This window comes from Pseudomonas sp. ACM7 (assembly GCF_004136015.1).
GTDB lineage: Bacteria > Pseudomonadota > Gammaproteobacteria > Pseudomonadales > Pseudomonadaceae > Aquipseudomonas > Aquipseudomonas frigoris.
Genome location: NZ_CP024866.1, coordinates 2,274,915 through 2,291,151 on the forward strand (window position 1 = coordinate 2,274,915; position 16,237 = coordinate 2,291,151).

The window sequence follows — 16,237 nt, forward strand, 5'->3', positions numbered from 1 at the left end:
GTCAAACGCCCGTTTCAGGCCTTAAACGCTTCTTTTCGGAGCCTTGGTTTGGTTTTTGCATTTTCCTCGTAAAGCGCTTTATTCATGCGCGCGCCCTGCTCCAAAAGAGGTCCTGATGACCATTAGCGACGCACTGCATCGATTGCTACTCGACAACCTGACCACCGCCACCATTCTGCTCGACGCCGAACTGCGCCTTGAGTACATGAACCCGGCGGCGGAGATGCTTCTGGCCATCAGCGGCCAGCGTAGCCATGGGCAGTTCATCAGCGAGTTGTTCACCGAATCTCCCGAGGCGCTGAACTCCCTGCGCCAGGCGGTCGAGCAGGCACACCCGTTCACCAAGCGCGAAGCGATGCTCACCGCCCTCACCGGCCAGACGCTGACCGTCGACTACGCGGTAACACCGATCCTCGCCAACGGCGCCACGATGCTGTTGCTGGAAGTCCACCCCCGTGACCGCTTGCTGCGAATCACCAAGGAAGAGGCGCAGTTGTCGAAGCAGGAAACCAGCAAGATGCTGGTGCGCGGCCTCGCTCACGAAATAAAGAATCCTCTCGGCGGGATTCGCGGCGCGGCGCAATTGCTCGCCCGCGAACTGCCGGAAGAAAGCCTGCGCGACTACACCAACGTGATCATTGAAGAGGCCGACCGCCTGCGCAATCTGGTCGATCGCATGCTCGGCTCCAACAAGCTGCCGTCACTGGCGATGTGCAACGTCCATGAAGTTCTGGAACGCGTTTGTCATCTGGTGGAAGCCGAAAGCCAGGGCTGCATCACGTTGGTGCGCGACTACGACCCAAGCATTCCCGACGTGTTGATCGACCGCGAACAGATGATTCAGGCCGTGCTGAACATCGTGCGCAATGCGATGCAGGCCATCAGCAGCCAGAACGAGCTACGCCTTGGCCGCATCAGCCTGCGTACCCGCGCCATGCGCCAGTTCACCATCGGCCACGTGCGTCATCGCCTGGTGACCAAGATTGAAATCATCGACAACGGCCCGGGGATTCCCGCGGAGTTGCAGGAAACCATCTTCTTTCCCATGGTCAGCGGCCGTCCGGACGGTACCGGGCTGGGTCTGGCCATTACCCAGAACATCATCAGCCAGCACCAGGGCCTGATCGAATGTGACAGCCATCCAGGCCACACCACCTTCTCGATCTTTCTGCCACTGGAACAAGGAGCCACATCGACATGAGCCGTAGTGAAACCGTGTGGATCGTCGATGACGACCGTTCTATCCGTTGGGTCCTGGAAAAAGCCTTGCAGCAAGAAGGCATGACCACGCAAAGCTTCGACAGCGCCGATGGCGTGATGAGCCGCCTGGCGCGCCAGCAGCCGGACGTGATCATCTCCGACATCCGTATGCCGGGTGCCAGCGGTCTGGACCTTCTGGCGCGGATTCGCGAACAACACCCACGGCTGCCGGTCATCATCATGACCGCTCACTCCGATCTGGACAGCGCTGTCGCGTCCTATCAGGGCGGCGCGTTTGAATACCTGCCCAAGCCGTTCGACGTCGACGAAGCGGTGTCGCTGGTCAAACGCGCGAACCAGCACGCCCAGGAACAGCAAGGCCTGGAAGTCCCGGTCGCCTTGACCCGCACCCCGGAAATCATCGGTGAAGCACCGGCGATGCAGGAAGTGTTTCGCGCCATCGGGCGCTTGAGCCACTCCAACATCACTGTACTGATCAACGGTGAATCCGGTACCGGTAAAGAACTGGTGGCGCATGCCCTGCACCGTCACAGTCCGCGGGCGGCTTCGCCGTTCATTGCGCTGAACATGGCGGCAATCCCGAAAGACCTGATGGAATCCGAGCTGTTCGGCCATGAGAAAGGCGCGTTCACCGGCGCGGCCAACCTGCGACGCGGGCGTTTTGAACAGGCTGACGGCGGCACGCTGTTCCTCGATGAAATCGGCGACATGCCGGCAGACACCCAGACCCGCTTGCTGCGGGTGTTGGCGGACGGCGAGTTCTATCGCGTCGGCGGTCATGTGCCGGTGAAGGTCGATGTGCGAATCATCGCCGCGACTCACCAGAATCTGGAAACCCTGGTGCACGCCGGGAAATTCCGTGAGGACTTGTTCCACCGCCTCAACGTGATCCGCATCCACATTCCACGGTTGTCGGACCGTCGCGAAGACATCCCGACCCTGGCCAAGCACTTCCTCAGCCGCGCCGCGCAAGAACTGGCGGTGGAGCCAAAGCTGCTGAAAAGCGAAACCGAGGAATACCTGAAGAACCTGCCGTGGGGCGGCAACGTGCGTCAGCTGGAGAACACCTGCCGCTGGATCACGGTGATGGCTTCGGGTCGCGAAGTGCACATCAGCGACCTGCCGCCGGAGCTGCTGAACCTGCCGCAGGATTCGGCGCCAGTGACCAACTGGGAGCAAGCGCTGCGCCAGTGGGCCGATCAGGCGTTGGCCCGTGGCCAGTCGAGCCTGCTGGACAGCGCTGTACCGGCGTTCGAGCGGATCATGATCGAAACTGCCCTCAAGCACACCGCCGGCCGCCGCCGCGATGCCGCCGTTTTGCTGGGCTGGGGGCGTAATACCCTGACTCGCAAGATCAAGGAATTGGGGATGAAGGTTGATGGTGGGGATGATGATGAAGGGGAAGAAGGCTAAGCAGCCTTTAGCTCTTCGCTGACAGTTACATCCAATCGCGAGCAAGCTCGCTCCCACAGTGGATTTCAGTGTTTTCACGATTGAGTGAACCCCCTGAACCCTGTGGGAGCGAGCTTGCTCGCGATGCTTTTGGGGCCATCGTGCACCGACTGAATGCACCGTGAACCGCAATCGCGCACGGCAACAGATCCGAAATCCCGCCGGCTTTCGCAATCGAACCCCTATCGAAAAAACACGAAAGCCCCGGAATACGGGGCTTTCGACGTTTCTGCGCGACATTCTGTTTCAACTTGTTAAAACCTGGCACGCCCCCTGCAATAGTCCATTCAGTGATTCAGTTCACTACCCGGTTTCGGGGACCTTGGTACAGGCAGGCCGGGGATTCCCCTCTTTACATCGGGCTCACACCGCACTTGCGACGAGCCCAAGCAGTTTTGGGGCCCTTGATACAGGCAGGTCAGGGGTTCCTTCTTTACACCGGGCTCACGACGCAATGCGCGAGCCCTCCCGTTTTGGGGACCTTGGTACAGGCAGGCCGGGGATTCCCTCTTTTATTGCTCTCGGAGATGGATCTCCAGCCGCCAGCGGTCATCGACCTCGCTACCGGCCCACTCGCCCTGCAGTGGCCGAGCCGCCACCACCGTCAGCAACAACCCCCCATCACTCAAACGCACGCGCCAGTTCACGCTCTTGTCGTTGATTTTGAGCTGACCTTTCTGCGCCTTGCCTTCAGCCTCGAACAGCAACGCGAGGCTACCGTCGACGAACTCGCCGTGAGCCTTGGGTTCGTTGTTGAACCACACCACCAACCCGTCGTTCGTCACCTCGACCTGCTGCAATTCGCTGGGGTCGGGCGTGGTCAGGCGACCGATCATCAGCCCTACCATCACCCCGACAATCGCCAGCGAAGCCATCACTCGCGGGAATAGCTTCGAACGCGGGTCCGCTTCAGGCGTAGAATGCCGCTCATCTTTACCTTCGGAGCCGTGCATGTTTCACGTCATCCTTTTCCAACCAGAAATTCCGCCGAATACCGGCAACGTTATCAGGCTGTGCGCCAACAGTGGCTGCCACCTGCATTTGATCGAACCGCTGGGCTTCGAGATGGACGACAAGCGCCTGCGCCGGGCCGGCCTCGATTACCACGAGTATGCCACCCTGCAACGCCACGCAGACCTCGCCAGCTGTCTGGAAAGCCTCGGTCATCCTCGGCTGTTCGCCTTCACCACCAAGGGCTCGCGGCCGTTCCACGATGCCAGCTTCGCCGAAGGCGATGCATTCCTGTTCGGCCCGGAAAGCCGTGGTTTGCCGGCGGAAGTACTCGATGCCCTGCCCGGCGAACAGCGCCTGCGCCTGCCGATGCGTGAAGGCTGCCGCAGCCTGAACCTGTCGAACACCGTGGCGGTCGCCGTCTACGAAGGCTGGCGCCAGCTCGGTTTTAAATAACACCGCATAACAAATGTGGGAGCGGGCTTGCTCGCGAAGGCGTCGTGTCAGTCAACATCAATGTTGAATGATCAACCGCTTTCGCGAGCAAGCCCGCTCCCACATTGGACTTGCTTCGACGCTCAGACCGCTTATTGCACGGTTGGGGTTTCGCCCGCAGCCTGCATGCGTTGCAGTTCTTGTGCGTACAGCGCGTCGAAGTTCACCGGGGCCAGCATCAGGGCCGGGAAGGAGCCACGGGTGACCAGGCTGTCCAGGGTCTCGCGAGCGTACGGGAACAGGATGTTCGGGCAGAACGCGCCGAGGGTGTGGCTCATCGAGGCGTCGTCGAGGTTCTTGATCAGGAAGATCCCGGCCTGTTGCACTTCAGCGATGAACGCCACTTCGCCGTTTTCACCGTTTTTCACGGTCACGGACAAGGTCAGCACGACTTCGTGGAAGTCGCCTTCCAGAGCCTTTTGACGGGTGTTCAGATCCAGACCGACGCTCGGTTCCCACTGCTGGCGGAAGATGGCCGGGCTTTTCGGGGCTTCGAAGGACAAGTCACGTACGTAGATGCGCTGCAAGGAAAATTGCGGTGCGGTTTCTTCTTCGCTAGCTGCAGTGTTCTGTTGGTCAGTCATCTCAGATCCTTTCTGATCTTGGGGTCTTATAGGGAAGGCATTCAGGCCTTGAGCATGGCGTCGAGCTTGCCGGCGCGCTCAAGGGCGAACAAATCATCACAACCACCCACGTGGGTGCTGCCGATCCAGATCTGCGGCACGGACGTACGTCCGGCCTTCTGAGCCATGGCGGCACGCACCTGCGGCTTGCCATCGACCTTGATCTCTTCGAAGGCCACGCCTTTGTTCTCGAGCAGGTACTTGGCTCGTGAGCAGTAAGGGCAGTAATCGCTGGAATAGACGACGACGTTGCTCATTTCACTTCACCAGCGGCAGGTTGTCGCCTTTCCAGCTGGAAATACCGCCGGAGAGCTTGGCGGCGGTGAAGCCGGACTTCATCAGTTCGCGGGCATGCGTGCCGGCAGTCTGGCCCATGGCATCGACCAGGATGATGGTCTTGGCCTTGTGCTTTTCCAGCTCGCCGACGCGAGCGGTCAGTTTGTCGTGAGGAATGTTCACCGCGCCAACAATGTGACCGGCGGCGAAGTCCTTGGTCGAACGAATGTCGATCACAACGCCCGCGTCCTTGTTGACCAGCCCGGTCAGTTCACCGGTGCTCAGGCTGCGACCGCCGCCTTGCATCTGATAAGCGATCAGCAACGCCAGCAGTACGACGAAGATACCGACGAGCAGATAGTGGTTAGTGGCAAATTCAATCAGGTGAGCAACCATCGAAGGAGGTTCCAGGGCGTTAAAATGTCGGCCAGTATACACAGCCACTATGGTGGGCCAAACCCCGTCCGGCGGTGACGCCGTCGGAACTTAGCTTTAAACTGCCACTCCCTTTTCCATCGCCCTCTTTTAACTCAGCCACGAGTGGAATCCATGACTACCACGCCTAAACCTTTGGTCCTGATTATTCTCGACGGCTTCGGTCACAGTGAGAGCCCTGAATCCAACGCCATCTTTGCGGCGAAGAAGCCCGTACTGGACCGTCTGTGGGCCACCGTGCCGAACGGCCTGATCTCGGGCAGCGGCATGGACGTCGGCCTGCCGGACGGCCAGATGGGCAACTCCGAAGTCGGCCACATGAACCTCGGCGCCGGCCGCGTGGTGTATCAAGACTTCACACGCGTGACCAAATCGATCCGCGACGGCGAGTTCTTCGAGAACCCGACCATCTGCGCCGCTGTCGATAAAGCCGTCGCTGCCGGCAAAGCCGTGCACTTCATGGGCCTGCTGTCCGATGGCGGCGTTCACAGCCACCAGGATCACCTGGTTGCCATGGCTGAACTGGCTTTCAAGCGCGGCGCCGAAAAAATCTATCTGCACGCCTTCCTTGATGGTCGCGACACACCGCCGAAAAGCGCCCAGTCGTCCATCGAACTGCTGGATGCGGCCTTCCAGGCCCTCGGCAAAGGCCGGATCGCCAGCATTGTTGGCCGTTACTTCGCCATGGACCGCGACAACCGTTGGGACCGCGTGTCCCAGGCTTACAACCTGATTGTCGACGGCAACGGCGAATTCAACGCTGCCACCGCACAGGAAGGCCTGCAAGCCGCGTATGAACGTGGCGAGAGCGACGAATTCGTCAAAGCCACTTCCATCGGCGAGCCGGTTAAAGTCGAAGACGGCGACGCCGTGGTGTTCATGAACTTCCGCGCTGACCGCGCCCGCGAACTGACCCGCGTGTTCGTCGAAGACGATTTCAAGGAATTCGAACGTGCCCGCCAGCCAAAACTGGCCGGCTTCGTCATGCTGACCCAGTACGCCGCCAGCATTCCCGCGCCATCGGCCTTCGCCGCGGGCAGCCTGGACAACGTGCTGGGCGACTACCTGGCAAAAAACGGCAAGACCCAGCTGCGCATCGCCGAAACCGAGAAGTATGCCCACGTGACCTTCTTCTTCTCCGGCGGCCGTGAAGAACCGTTCCCGGGCGAAGAACGCATCCTGATCCCGTCGCCAAAAGTCGCCACCTATGACTTGCAGCCCGAGATGAGCGCCCCGGAAGTCACCGACCGCATCGTCGATGCCATCGAAAACCAGCGTTACGACGTGATCGTGGTCAACTACGCCAACGGCGACATGGTCGGCCACAGCGGCGTGTTCGACGCAGCCGTTAAGGCCGTTGAATGCCTCGACCTGTGTGTTGGCCGCATCGTCGATGCCCTGGAAAAAGTCGCCGGTGAAGCGCTGATTACTGCCGACCACGGCAACGTCGAGCAAATGGCCGACGAATCCACCGGCCAGGCACATACCGCCCACACCACCGAACCGGTGCCGTTCATCTATGTTGGCAAGCGTGACTTCAAGGTTCGCGACGGCGGCGTGCTGGCGGATGTGGCACCGACCATGCTGATGTTGATGGATCTTGAGAAACCAGCTGAGATGACCGGCACGTCGATTCTGGTGTAATCCGGCCTAACAAACGCCGCTAAACCCTGTGGGAGCAGCCGGTCGACGCTCGATTGCTCCGATAGCAATCTGACAGTCAACATCTACGTTGAATGTTATGGCGCCATCGCGAGCAAGCTCGCTCCCACATTGGTTTTGGGGTGTTTTCAGAGGTAACTCTGCTCCGGTTATCACACAGCCCCAATTGGGCGTTTTTTTTGCAGCGCTTGGCGGGCATACTAGGCCGTCCCTTTCCCTGGTGTCGCCCGCCTCTATGCTTCGCGTCCTGATAGCCCTTGCTCTGACATGCCTGCTCCAACCGGCCTTTGCTGACGAGCGCGCGCAAACCCAACAACAGTTGGACGCCACGCGTCAGGACATTGCCGAGCTGAAAAAACTGCTGGGCAAGCTCCAGGAAGAAAAATCCGGTGTGCAAAAAGACCTCAAAGGCACCGAGACCGAGATGGGCAAGCTCGAGAAGCAGGTCGACGCCCTGCAAAAAGAGCTGAAGAAAAGCGAATCCGAGCTGCAGCGACTCGATGCCGAGAAAAAAAAACTCCAGAGCGCGCGGATTGAACAGCAGCGACTGATCGCCATTCAGGCCCGCGCGGCCTATCAGAACGGCCGTCAGGAGTACTTGAAGCTGCTGCTCAACCAGCAGAACCCGGAAAAATTCGCCCGCACCCTCACCTATTACGACTACCTGAGCCAGGCCCGCCTGGAGCAGCTGAAGAATTTCAACGAAACCCTGCGCCAGCTGGCTAATGTCGAAAAAGACATCGCCATGCAACAGGCGCAATTGCTGGTGCAGAAAAGCAGCCTCGACAGCCAGCGCGACGAACTCGACAAAGTCCGCAAGGAGCGCCAGCAAGTCCTGGCCAAACTCAGCGACGACGTGAAGGCCCGCGATCAGAAGCTGGCAGCCCGCGAGCAGGATCAGGCAGACCTGTCTAAAGTCCTTAAAACCATTGAAGAAACCCTGGCCCGTCAGGCCCGTGAGGCAGAAGAAGCGCGGCAAAAAGCGCTGATCGCCCAGCAGGAAGCCGAAAAAAAGCGTTTACGTGAGGCTCAGGCTGCAGCAGATGCAGACGCCACTGACGCCCCACGCAAACTCGTTAAATCGACACCCGGCGCACTGGTTTCAAGTTCAGGCGAGACCTTTGGTGGCCCCTTTGCTTCAAGCCGGGGAAAACTTCCGTGGCCCGTTGATGGTCGACTGCTGGCACGCTTTGGCGAAACCCGTGGCGACGACGCCCGCACCAAGTGGGACGGCGTGATGATCAGCGCCTCCGCCGGCAGCCAGGTGCACGCCGTGCATGGCGGTCGCGTGGTGTTCGCCGACTGGTTGCGAGGCGCCGGGCTGCTGGTGATTCTCGACCACGGCAACGGTTTTTTGAGTCTTTATGGTCACAACCAGACGCTGCTCAAGTCTGCGGGTGACGTGGTAAAAGCCGGTGAGTCCATCTCCACTGTGGGTAGCAGTGGCGGGCAAGACACACCAGCGCTGTATTTCGCTATTCGTCAGCAGGGTCACCCGAGTGATCCAGCGCAATGGTGTCGTGCGCAAGGATAAGTACGCCATCTACTTCAGGAGTTCGTTCGACATGCTGCATTTGTCCCGCCTTACCTCGCTGGCCCTGACGATCGCCCTGGTGATCGGCGCGCCTCTGGCGTTCGCCGCTCAACCGGCCCCGGCGGTCGCGCCTGCGGGCACTGCTGCGACCACCAAGGCGCCATTGCCGCTGGAAGAGTTGCGCACCTTTGCCGAGGTCATGGATCGGATCAAGGCTGCCTATGTCGAACCAGTGGACGACAAGACCCTGCTGGAAAACGCCATCAAAGGCATGCTCAGCAACCTCGACCCGCACTCCGCCTACCTGGGCCCGGAAGACTTCGCTGAGTTGCAGGAAAGCACCAGCGGCGAATTCGGCGGCCTGGGCATCGAAGTTGGCGCCGAAGACGGTTTCATCAAGGTCGTTTCACCGATCGATGACACCCCGGCCTCCAAGGCTGGCATTCAGGCCGGCGACTTCATCGTCAAGATCAACGGCCAGCCGACCCGCGGCCAGAGCATGACCGAAGCCGTGGACAAGATGCGCGGCAAGATCGGCCAGAAAATCACCCTGACCCTGGTGCGCGACGGCGGTACACCGTTTGACGTGACCCTGGCCCGCGCCATCATTCAAGTGAAGAGCGTGAAGAGCCAGCTGCTGGAGTCCGGCTACGGCTACATCCGCATCACCCAGTTTCAGGTCAAGACCGGCGAAGAGGTCTCCAAGGCCCTGGCCAAGCTGCGCAAGGACAACGGCAAGAAGCTCAAAGGCATCATCCTCGACCTGCGTAACAACCCGGGCGGCGTGCTGCAAGCGGCAGTGGAAGTGGTCGACCACTTCATCACCAAGGGCCTGATCGTTTACACCAAGGGCCGTATCGCCAACTCCGAACTGCGTTTCTCCGCCACCGGCAAGGACGAAAGCGAAGCCGTGCCAATGGTCGCGCTGATCAACGGCGGCAGCGCCTCGGCCTCGGAAATTGTCGCCGGCGCCTTGCAGGATCAGAAACGCGCGGTGGTCATGGGCACCACCAGTTTCGGCAAAGGCTCGGTACAAACCGTGCTGCCGCTGAACAACGACCGCGCACTGAAGATCACCACGGCGCTGTATTACACGCCGAACGGCCGCTCGATCCAGGCTCAGGGCATCGTCCCGGACATCGAAGTGCGCAAGGCCAAGATCACCAACGAGCAGGACGGCGAGTACTTCAAGGAAGCCGATCTGCAAGGTCACCTGGGCAATGGCAACGGCGGCGCCGACAAACCGACCAGCTCCAGTGGCAAAGCCAAGGCGATGCCGCAGGATGACGACTACCAGTTGGCCCAGGCCCTGAGCCTGCTCAAAGGGTTGAGCATCACCTCCGGCCGCTGAGATGCGCCTGCGGTTCATCCTCGGCTTGCTGTGCTGTCTGGCGGGTGTTGCTCATGCAGCGCCCGTCGCGACGACGCCTCAAAAGGCCTATCTAAGCCTGATCATCGATGACCTGGGGCAGAACCTGCCCCGGGATCGCCGCGTGTTGGCCCTGCCCGGCCCCGTCACCACGGCGATCATGCCCGATACACCCCACGCCACCGAATTCGCCCGCGAGGCCCATCGCGCCGGCAAGACTGTCATCCTGCACATGCCGATGGACCCGGCCACCGGGCCGTTTGCCTGGCATCCCGAGTTGCCCATCGAAGAACTCGAAAAGCGCCTGAACGCGGCGTTCCAGGCTGTGCCGTATACCGCTGGCATCAACAACCACATGGGCAGCCGCATGACCGTTCAGCAACCGGCCATGGCCTGGCTGATGGCGGACTTGCAGCGCCGACACAAGTTCTTCGTCGACAGCCGCACCAGTGCACAAACCGTGGCGGCCGCCGAGGCGCAGAAGATCGGTTTGGCGAGCGTTTCGCGGGATGTGTTCCTGGATGACGAGCCCACTGAAGCCGCGATCTTTACTCAGCTACAGACGGCTATCAGCCTGGCGCGCAAACAGGGTTCTGCGGTGATGATCGGGCATCCGTATCCGCAGACATTAGCGGTACTTGAACGTGAATTACCCAAGCTCAAAGCTCAGGGTATTGACTGGATCGACATCAAACAGATGATCAGCGTGCGCGGCAATCGTGCAACGGCAGCGCACGGCAAGGATGGCCAGTACCGCCTCCCGACTGCCCGATAATTCCTCGCAGCCCGCCCACCCCATTTCGCGATAACTATTTATACCTGCCGGTACACAGCCGCGTGCCACGATAGCGCTCACCCTGAATTTCATCACCAAGGAATGGACATGAAATACCTTAGCTTCTTTTGCTTCGCAGGCCTGATTGGCCTGCTGGCTATTTCCGCAGTGCAGGCCCGCGATCTGGGCGAAGGCGCCGTCAACGACTCACCGTCAAGGGCACTGCAAAACAGCGAACATCTTTATGAACTCTGGAGCGGCGTGGGACGACTCAATCTCCAATCGGGCTTGACCTGCAGCGCCGTTCTACTGGATACGCGAAACAGGCAAGGCCGAGCCACCGGCCCTGCTTACCTGCTCACCAGCGGTCATTGCGTGTTGTTTCAGTACGGTTCGGCGCGGACCAATCTGCCTTTTAAAGCCAGCGTCACCTTCCACTACTTTCATGACATGCCACAGCGTAAGCGCCGATACGCCATCCGGACTGCCCGATGGAGCAGTCTGGTCGGGACCGATCTTGCAGTACTGGAGGTCGACGCAACATTGGCGTCGCTGATACAGGCCGGGGTCAACCCGCTCAAGCTGGCGTCCCATCAAACCAACGAGAGTCATGATGCGCTTAACATTGGCGCGCCGGGCGGCTTTACCGAACAAGGGCTTCGACTGAGTGCCTGCGCTGAACAAACCGCCGGAACGTTCATCGATCACCCCGGGGTGTTCCCTTTGGCCATGAAAAACAACTGCGACCTTCACGGTGGCAGCTCCGGCAGCCCGATGCTGAACCGCCGCACCAATGAAATCACCGGCATCGTCAGTAAAGTCGTGATCTCGCGCAATACCCCAGCGCCGCCAGATTGTGAGCACTCGACGTCTTGCAAGGCCGCCCGTTTCAACTACAGCTACTCTGCCAACTTTCTACACAACTGCTTTATTGACGGTGTCTTCACCAGCGATGGGGCGAACTGTTCGTTGGAGCCGGTCGAGCTGACTGTCACGGAGCCCTGGAAGCTGAAGTCATACGTTCATAGAACGCAAAACGCGAATGAGCAGATCGTATTGCCTACGTGGGACTTCAGGTTCTCCCTCGAGGCGCCCTTCTATCGCTACAAAACGGTCCATAACGCCAGGGACTGCAAAGTTTCCGACAATTACAGCGCCGCCATCAGCGCTGAAGATGCTTACATCAATACTGAAATCGGGCCACAAAGCGGCGCACATGCACTGTGCATTATCGGCGTCGCCTCAGGGGAACTGCAGCTGACAAGGGCGATGTTGAATAACGTGTTTACAAGTGCCGTGTACTTGAGCGCGACGCCGGCTCCATCTCAGGTTGTATCGAAGTGATGGTTACAGATACTTCGCCATGATGTCGTCCACCACGCCTTCCTTGCGCAGCTGATCCAGCGCTGCCTGAAGCTTGGCGACGACGTCATCCGGCACGTCCTTGTTCAATGCCAGGTACAACTCGGCGCTGTTAAATCGCAGCACGGTCTTGAGCCCGGTCACACCGTCCTGGCGAGCCAGGTAACGTCCGGCCGGATCACCCGTGGCCCACAGATCAATCTGGCCATTGACCAGCTTCTTCGCGTTGTCCTGATCCCGCAGCACGACTATCGGCTTCAATCCCTGCTTGGCCAACGTCTCGGCAATCGCATCGCCTTTATACGCACCAATCTTGTATTTGCGCGCCTGCTCCAACGACTCAAGGCTGATCTTGCTATCGGCCTTGGCCAGCATGATCCAGTCATCCGGCCCGATCGGGCCAACCCACTTGAACAGGTTCTCGCGGTCCGGCAACCGCGCCATCACAAATACGCCGTAACCGGGCTTCTCCAGGGCGAGTTTGTAGATTCGCTCCCAAGGGAAGCGCAGCGTCAGGCTGTAAGTGACTTCGGCACGTTTGAACATCTCGCGGACGATGTCCACGGCGATGCCGTTGATGTTCTCGTCCTGAGCGAAGTTCTTGCCGTTCTTCGCCATGTTGTACGGGGGGAAATTTTCAGTCAGCAACACCAGGCCGGTGTCGGGATTTTCTGCGGCATGTGCCCCATTGACGAGCAATAGAGAAGCACCGGCGAGGGCAAGAAGAAGGCGTCTAAGCATGTCTGGCTACCGAAATCCATGGCGTACCCAAGAGTGCCCTGAGCCCGCCATGATGTCCACTGGCCTGTATCGGTTTGTTTAGCGCATCACGATGCCGCGATGAGCCATGTAGGCCTTGGCTTCCTGCACGGTGTATTCGCCGAAGTGGAAAATACTCGCCGCCAATACGGCGCTGGCGTGGCCTTCGATAATGCCGTCGGCCAAATGCTGCAGGTTGCCGACGCCGCCGGACGCGATTACCGGAATCCCCAGCGCATCGCTGATGGCGCGGGTGACGCCCAGGTCGAAGCCGTTTTTCATGCCGTCCTGGTCCATGCTGGTCAGCAGGATCTCACCGGCACCGAGGCCTTCCATCTTCTTCGCCCATTCAACGGCGTCGAGACCGGTAGGCTTGCGACCGCCGTGGGTGAAGATTTCCCAGCGCGGGGTTTCGCCCGGCAGTGAAACCTTCTTCGCGTCGATGGCAACGACGATGCACTGCGAACCGAAATGCTGAGCCGCTTCACCAACAAACTCAGGGTTGAATACCGCAGCAGTGTTGATCGAAACCTTGTCCGCGCCAGCATTCAGCAGATTGCGAATGTCCTGCACGGTACGCACACCGCCACCCACGGTCAGCGGGATGAACACCTGGCTGGCCATGCGCTCGACGGTATGCAGCGTGGTGTCGCGGCCATCGACGCTGGCGGTGATGTCGAGAAAAGTAATCTCGTCGGCACCCTGCTCGTCGTAGCGACGGGCGATTTCCACCGGGTCACCAGCATCGCGGATGTTCTCGAACTTGACGCCCTTGACCACCCGGCCGTTATCCACGTCCAGGCAAGGGATGATGCGTTTGGCCAGCGCCATGGTCAGTCCTCAGCCTTTGTACGAATCGCAGAAAGCTTGCGCTTCAGCGACGTCGAGGGTGCCTTCGTAGATCGCCCGGCCAGTGATGGCGCCGATGATGCCTGGCGCCCTGGCGTCGAGCAGCGACTTGATGTCACCCAGATTGTGGATACCGCCCGAAGCGATGACCGGAATCTTCGTCGCAGCGGCCAGCGCAGCGGTGAACGGTACGTTGCAGCCCTGCATCATGCCGTCTTTGGCGATGTCGGTATAAACGATCGCGGACACGCCGTCGGCTTCGAATTGCTTGGCCAGGTCGATCACCTGAATGGTGCTGATTTCAGCCCAGCCGTCAGTGGCGACAAAACCGTCTTTGGCATCCAGACCGACGATCACTTTGCCCGGGAACGCGCGGCAAGCTTCAGCAACGAAAGCCGGATCTTTCACGGCTTTGGTGCCGATGATCACGTAGCTCACGCCCGCTTTCACGTAGTGTTCGATGGTTTCCAGAGAGCGGATACCGCCGCCGATCTGGATCGGCAGGTTCGGGTAGCGCTTGGCGATGGCGGTGACCACTTCGCCGTTGACCGGCTGGCCTTCGAAGGCGCCGTTCAGGTCGACCAGATGCAGACGACGGCAACCGCCCTCCACCCACTTGGCAGCCATGCTCACCGGGTCATCGGAGAACACCGTGGAATCTTCCATGCGGCCCTGGCGCAGACGAACACAGGCACCGTCCTTGAGATCGATAGCGGGAATAATCAGCATCTGGCAAACCTTCAAATTCGAGTGTTCAGCTTCGCTCGGAAATCAGTTTTTCTCGAGCGCCCACAAGTCGCTTTCGATGCTTTCGAACCTCTCTTTGAGGTGCGTCTGCACATCGAAAATCGCCCTGTTGTAATAGTGCGGCGCAATTTCACGGGTAAACAGCTCAAGGATTTCAGCCGCTTCGAACGAACCCAGGTCCAGCTCGAAGCGATCTTCCATAAAGCGCTTGATCTTGTGATTGGCCTCGTTCTCCTGTTCAGGAGTGAGGGTCAGGATCGGCGGTTTGGATTTCTTGACGGCCATTTACCAGCGACCATCCCACGCGGCGAAGTTCTGCAGCAATTGCAGGCCATGGGTATGGCTCTTCTCCGGGTGGAACTGCACGGCGAAACGCGAGCCATCGGCCAGCGCCGCGGCGAAATCGACACCGTAGTGACCGCCACCCACCACTTGCCGCGGGTTGCCGGCAGCGATGTAGTAGCTGTGCACGAAGTAGAAACGCGCCAGGTCCGGAATGTTGTGCCACAGCGGATGTGTGACCGTCTGCTTCACTTCGTTCCAGCCCATGTGCGGGACTTTCAGGTGTTCGCCATCTTCGTGCAGGTCTTTGCCAAAGAACTTCACCGCGCCCGGAAACAGGCCGATGCAGTCGACGCCGTCGTTCTCTTCACTGCTGTCGAGCAAGGCTTGCATGCCGACGCAGATGCCGAGGAACGGGCGGTCCTGGCTGACTTCGCGCACCAGCGAATCGAAGCCCAGGCGACGGATCTCCGCCATGCAATCGCGAATCGCGCCGACACCGGGAAATACCACCCGGTCGGCTTCGCGAATCACGTCGGCATCACTGGTGATCAAGACCTTGCCGGCACCGACGTGCTCGAGGGCCTTGGCCACCGAGTGCAGGTTGCCCATGCCGTAATCGATAACCGCGACCGTCTGCATTACAGAACGCCTTTGGTCGACGGCATCTGACCGGCCATGCGGTCATCGAGCTCTACGGCCATGCGCAGTGCGCGGCCGAAAGCCTTGAACACGGTCTCGATCTGGTGGTGGGTGTTGTGCCCACGCAGATTGTCGATGTGCAGGCTGACGTTGGCGTGGTTGACGAAGCCCTGGAAGAATTCCTGGAACAGGTCAACGTCGAAACCGCCGACGGTGGCGCGGGTATAAGGAACATGCATCTGCAGGCCAGGACGGCCGGAGAAGTCGATCACCACGCGCGACAGCGCTTCATCGAGCGGCACGTAGGCATGGCCGTAGCGACGGATGCCTTTTTTGTCGCCGATGGCTTTGGTGAAGGCCTGACCCAGGGTGATACCGACGTCTTCCACCGTGTGGTGGTCGTCGATATGCAGGTCGCCCTTGCTGACAATATCCAGGTCGATCAGCCCGTGACGGGCGATCTGGTCCAGCATGTGCTCAAGAAAAGGAACACCGATATCAAATCGAGCCTTTCCGGTGCCATCCAGGTTGATCGAGGCTTTGATCTGGGTTTCCAGAGTGTCGCGCTCAACTGACGCCTTACGTTCGGCCATCACCAGCTCCGCAAAATCATTGGGCGAAAAAGGCAGCCATTATAGGGGCGCGGGCGCCAAACAGAAACACGGGAGGTGATTTCACTGACGGAGTGAATCCCGTGTTGTCGGGGATAGACATGTCAGTACAAGCCAGCAAACCCAGATTCTGTACCTTGAGGAGATCAAATGTGGGAGCGGGCTTGCTCGCGAAAGCGGTGTGTCAGCCAA

The 16,237-nt window shown here is 59.7% G+C and carries 18 protein-coding genes; 8 read left to right on the forward strand and 10 right to left on the reverse strand.

What is annotated here, in order from left to right; all coding sequences use genetic code 11:
• Positions 1–115 precede the first annotated feature (115 nt).
• Together glnL and ntrC are read left to right on the forward strand one after the other, a co-directional pair.
• The gene (gene glnL, locus CUN63_RS10650; protein ID WP_129439260.1) at positions 116–1,201 is read left to right on the forward strand and encodes a nitrogen regulation protein NR(II); all 1,086 of its coding nucleotides are present in this window, start codon (positions 116–118) and stop codon (positions 1,199–1,201) included.
• Positions 1,198–2,634 carry a nitrogen regulation protein NR(I) gene (ntrC, locus tag CUN63_RS10655; protein WP_046052178.1) on the forward strand — a complete coding sequence of 479 codons (1,437 nt, stop codon included), beginning with the start codon at positions 1,198–1,200 and terminating at the stop codon, positions 2,632–2,634. The genes glnL and ntrC overlap by 4 nt, the downstream gene beginning before the upstream one ends.
• 551 nt (positions 2,635–3,185) lie before the next feature.
• Here the strand turns inward: ntrC and CUN63_RS10660 are convergent.
• The gene (locus CUN63_RS10660) at positions 3,186–3,626 is read right to left on the reverse strand and encodes a hypothetical protein (RefSeq protein WP_046052179.1); all 441 of its coding nucleotides are present in this window, start codon (positions 3,624–3,626) and stop codon (positions 3,186–3,188) included.
• On the opposite strand from CUN63_RS10660, the gene CUN63_RS10665 reads away from it, so the two are divergent.
• Positions 3,625–4,080 (forward strand): tRNA (cytidine(34)-2'-O)-methyltransferase, encoded by a 456-nt coding sequence (locus tag CUN63_RS10665; protein ID WP_007949025.1) that lies wholly within the window; start codon positions 3,625–3,627, stop codon positions 4,078–4,080. The genes CUN63_RS10660 and CUN63_RS10665 overlap by 2 nt on opposite strands.
• A gap of 131 nt (positions 4,081–4,211) precedes the next feature.
• Here the strand turns inward: CUN63_RS10665 and secB are convergent, their stop codons facing one another.
• Genes secB through CUN63_RS10685 form a run of 3 tightly spaced genes read right to left on the reverse strand, consistent with a single transcriptional unit; the run spans position 4,212 to position 5,414 of the window.
• On the reverse strand, positions 4,212–4,703 hold the full coding sequence (gene secB / locus CUN63_RS10675) for a protein-export chaperone SecB (protein ID WP_027922165.1): 492 nt from the start codon (positions 4,701–4,703) through the stop codon (positions 4,212–4,214).
• Positions 4,704–4,744: 41 nt separating this feature from the next.
• Positions 4,745–4,999 carry a glutaredoxin 3 gene (gene grxC / locus CUN63_RS10680; RefSeq protein ID WP_008149430.1) on the reverse strand — a complete coding sequence of 85 codons (255 nt, stop codon included), beginning with the start codon at positions 4,997–4,999 and terminating at the stop codon, positions 4,745–4,747.
• A 1-nt stretch (position 5,000) separates the two neighbouring features.
• On the reverse strand, positions 5,001–5,414 hold the full coding sequence (locus CUN63_RS10685; RefSeq protein ID WP_008149429.1) for a rhodanese-like domain-containing protein: 414 nt from the start codon (positions 5,412–5,414) through the stop codon (positions 5,001–5,003).
• 153 nt (positions 5,415–5,567) lie between these two features.
• On the opposite strand from CUN63_RS10685, the gene gpmI reads away from it, so the two are divergent.
• The 5 genes from gpmI (at position 5,568) to CUN63_RS10710 (ending at position 12,137) form a co-directional block, all read left to right on the forward strand.
• Positions 5,568–7,097, forward strand: a complete 1,530-nt coding sequence (gene gpmI, locus CUN63_RS10690) for a 2,3-bisphosphoglycerate-independent phosphoglycerate mutase (protein ID WP_129439262.1) — start codon at positions 5,568–5,570, stop codon at positions 7,095–7,097.
• A 253-nt stretch (positions 7,098–7,350) separates the two neighbouring features.
• On the forward strand, positions 7,351–8,649 hold the full coding sequence (locus CUN63_RS10695) for a murein hydrolase activator EnvC (RefSeq protein WP_129439264.1): 1,299 nt from the start codon (positions 7,351–7,353) through the stop codon (positions 8,647–8,649).
• A 31-nt stretch (positions 8,650–8,680) separates the two neighbouring features.
• Positions 8,681–10,000, forward strand: a complete 1,320-nt coding sequence (locus CUN63_RS10700; protein ID WP_129445084.1) for a S41 family peptidase — start codon at positions 8,681–8,683, stop codon at positions 9,998–10,000.
• Between the two features lies 1 nt (position 10,001).
• The gene (locus tag CUN63_RS10705; RefSeq protein WP_129439266.1) at positions 10,002–10,793 is read left to right on the forward strand and encodes a divergent polysaccharide deacetylase family protein; all 792 of its coding nucleotides are present in this window, start codon (positions 10,002–10,004) and stop codon (positions 10,791–10,793) included.
• 108 nt (positions 10,794–10,901) lie between these two features.
• A complete protein-coding gene (locus CUN63_RS10710; RefSeq protein ID WP_129439268.1) occupies positions 10,902–12,137 on the forward strand; it encodes a serine protease in 1,236 nt (411 codons plus the stop codon).
• A gap of 3 nt (positions 12,138–12,140) precedes the next feature.
• Here the strand turns inward: CUN63_RS10710 and CUN63_RS10715 are convergent, their stop codons facing one another.
• The 6 genes from CUN63_RS10715 to hisB form a co-directional block, all read right to left on the reverse strand.
• On the reverse strand, positions 12,141–12,896 hold the full coding sequence (locus CUN63_RS10715) for an ABC transporter substrate-binding protein (RefSeq protein ID WP_129439270.1): 756 nt from the start codon (positions 12,894–12,896) through the stop codon (positions 12,141–12,143).
• Positions 12,897–12,974: 78 nt separating this feature from the next.
• Positions 12,975–13,745 (reverse strand): imidazole glycerol phosphate synthase subunit HisF, encoded by a 771-nt coding sequence (hisF, locus tag CUN63_RS10720; protein WP_121731627.1) that lies wholly within the window; start codon positions 13,743–13,745, stop codon positions 12,975–12,977.
• Between the two features lie 9 nt (positions 13,746–13,754).
• Positions 13,755–14,492 (reverse strand): 1-(5-phosphoribosyl)-5-[(5-phosphoribosylamino)methylideneamino]imidazole-4-carboxamide isomerase, encoded by a 738-nt coding sequence (gene hisA, locus CUN63_RS10725; RefSeq protein ID WP_129439272.1) that lies wholly within the window; start codon positions 14,490–14,492, stop codon positions 13,755–13,757.
• Positions 14,493–14,534: 42 nt separating this feature from the next.
• A complete protein-coding gene (locus CUN63_RS10730) occupies positions 14,535–14,795 on the reverse strand; it encodes a DUF2164 domain-containing protein (protein ID WP_054616495.1) in 261 nt (86 codons plus the stop codon).
• Positions 14,796–15,434, reverse strand: coding sequence for an imidazole glycerol phosphate synthase subunit HisH (hisH, locus tag CUN63_RS10735; RefSeq protein WP_076028989.1), 639 nt, complete (start codon positions 15,432–15,434; stop codon positions 14,796–14,798).
• Positions 15,434–16,027: an imidazoleglycerol-phosphate dehydratase HisB gene (gene hisB, locus CUN63_RS10740; RefSeq protein WP_129439274.1), complete on the reverse strand. Its 594-nt coding sequence runs from the start codon at positions 16,025–16,027 to the stop codon at positions 15,434–15,436. Before hisB ends, hisH begins: the two co-directional genes overlap by 1 nt.
• Positions 16,028–16,237 lie beyond the last annotated feature (210 nt).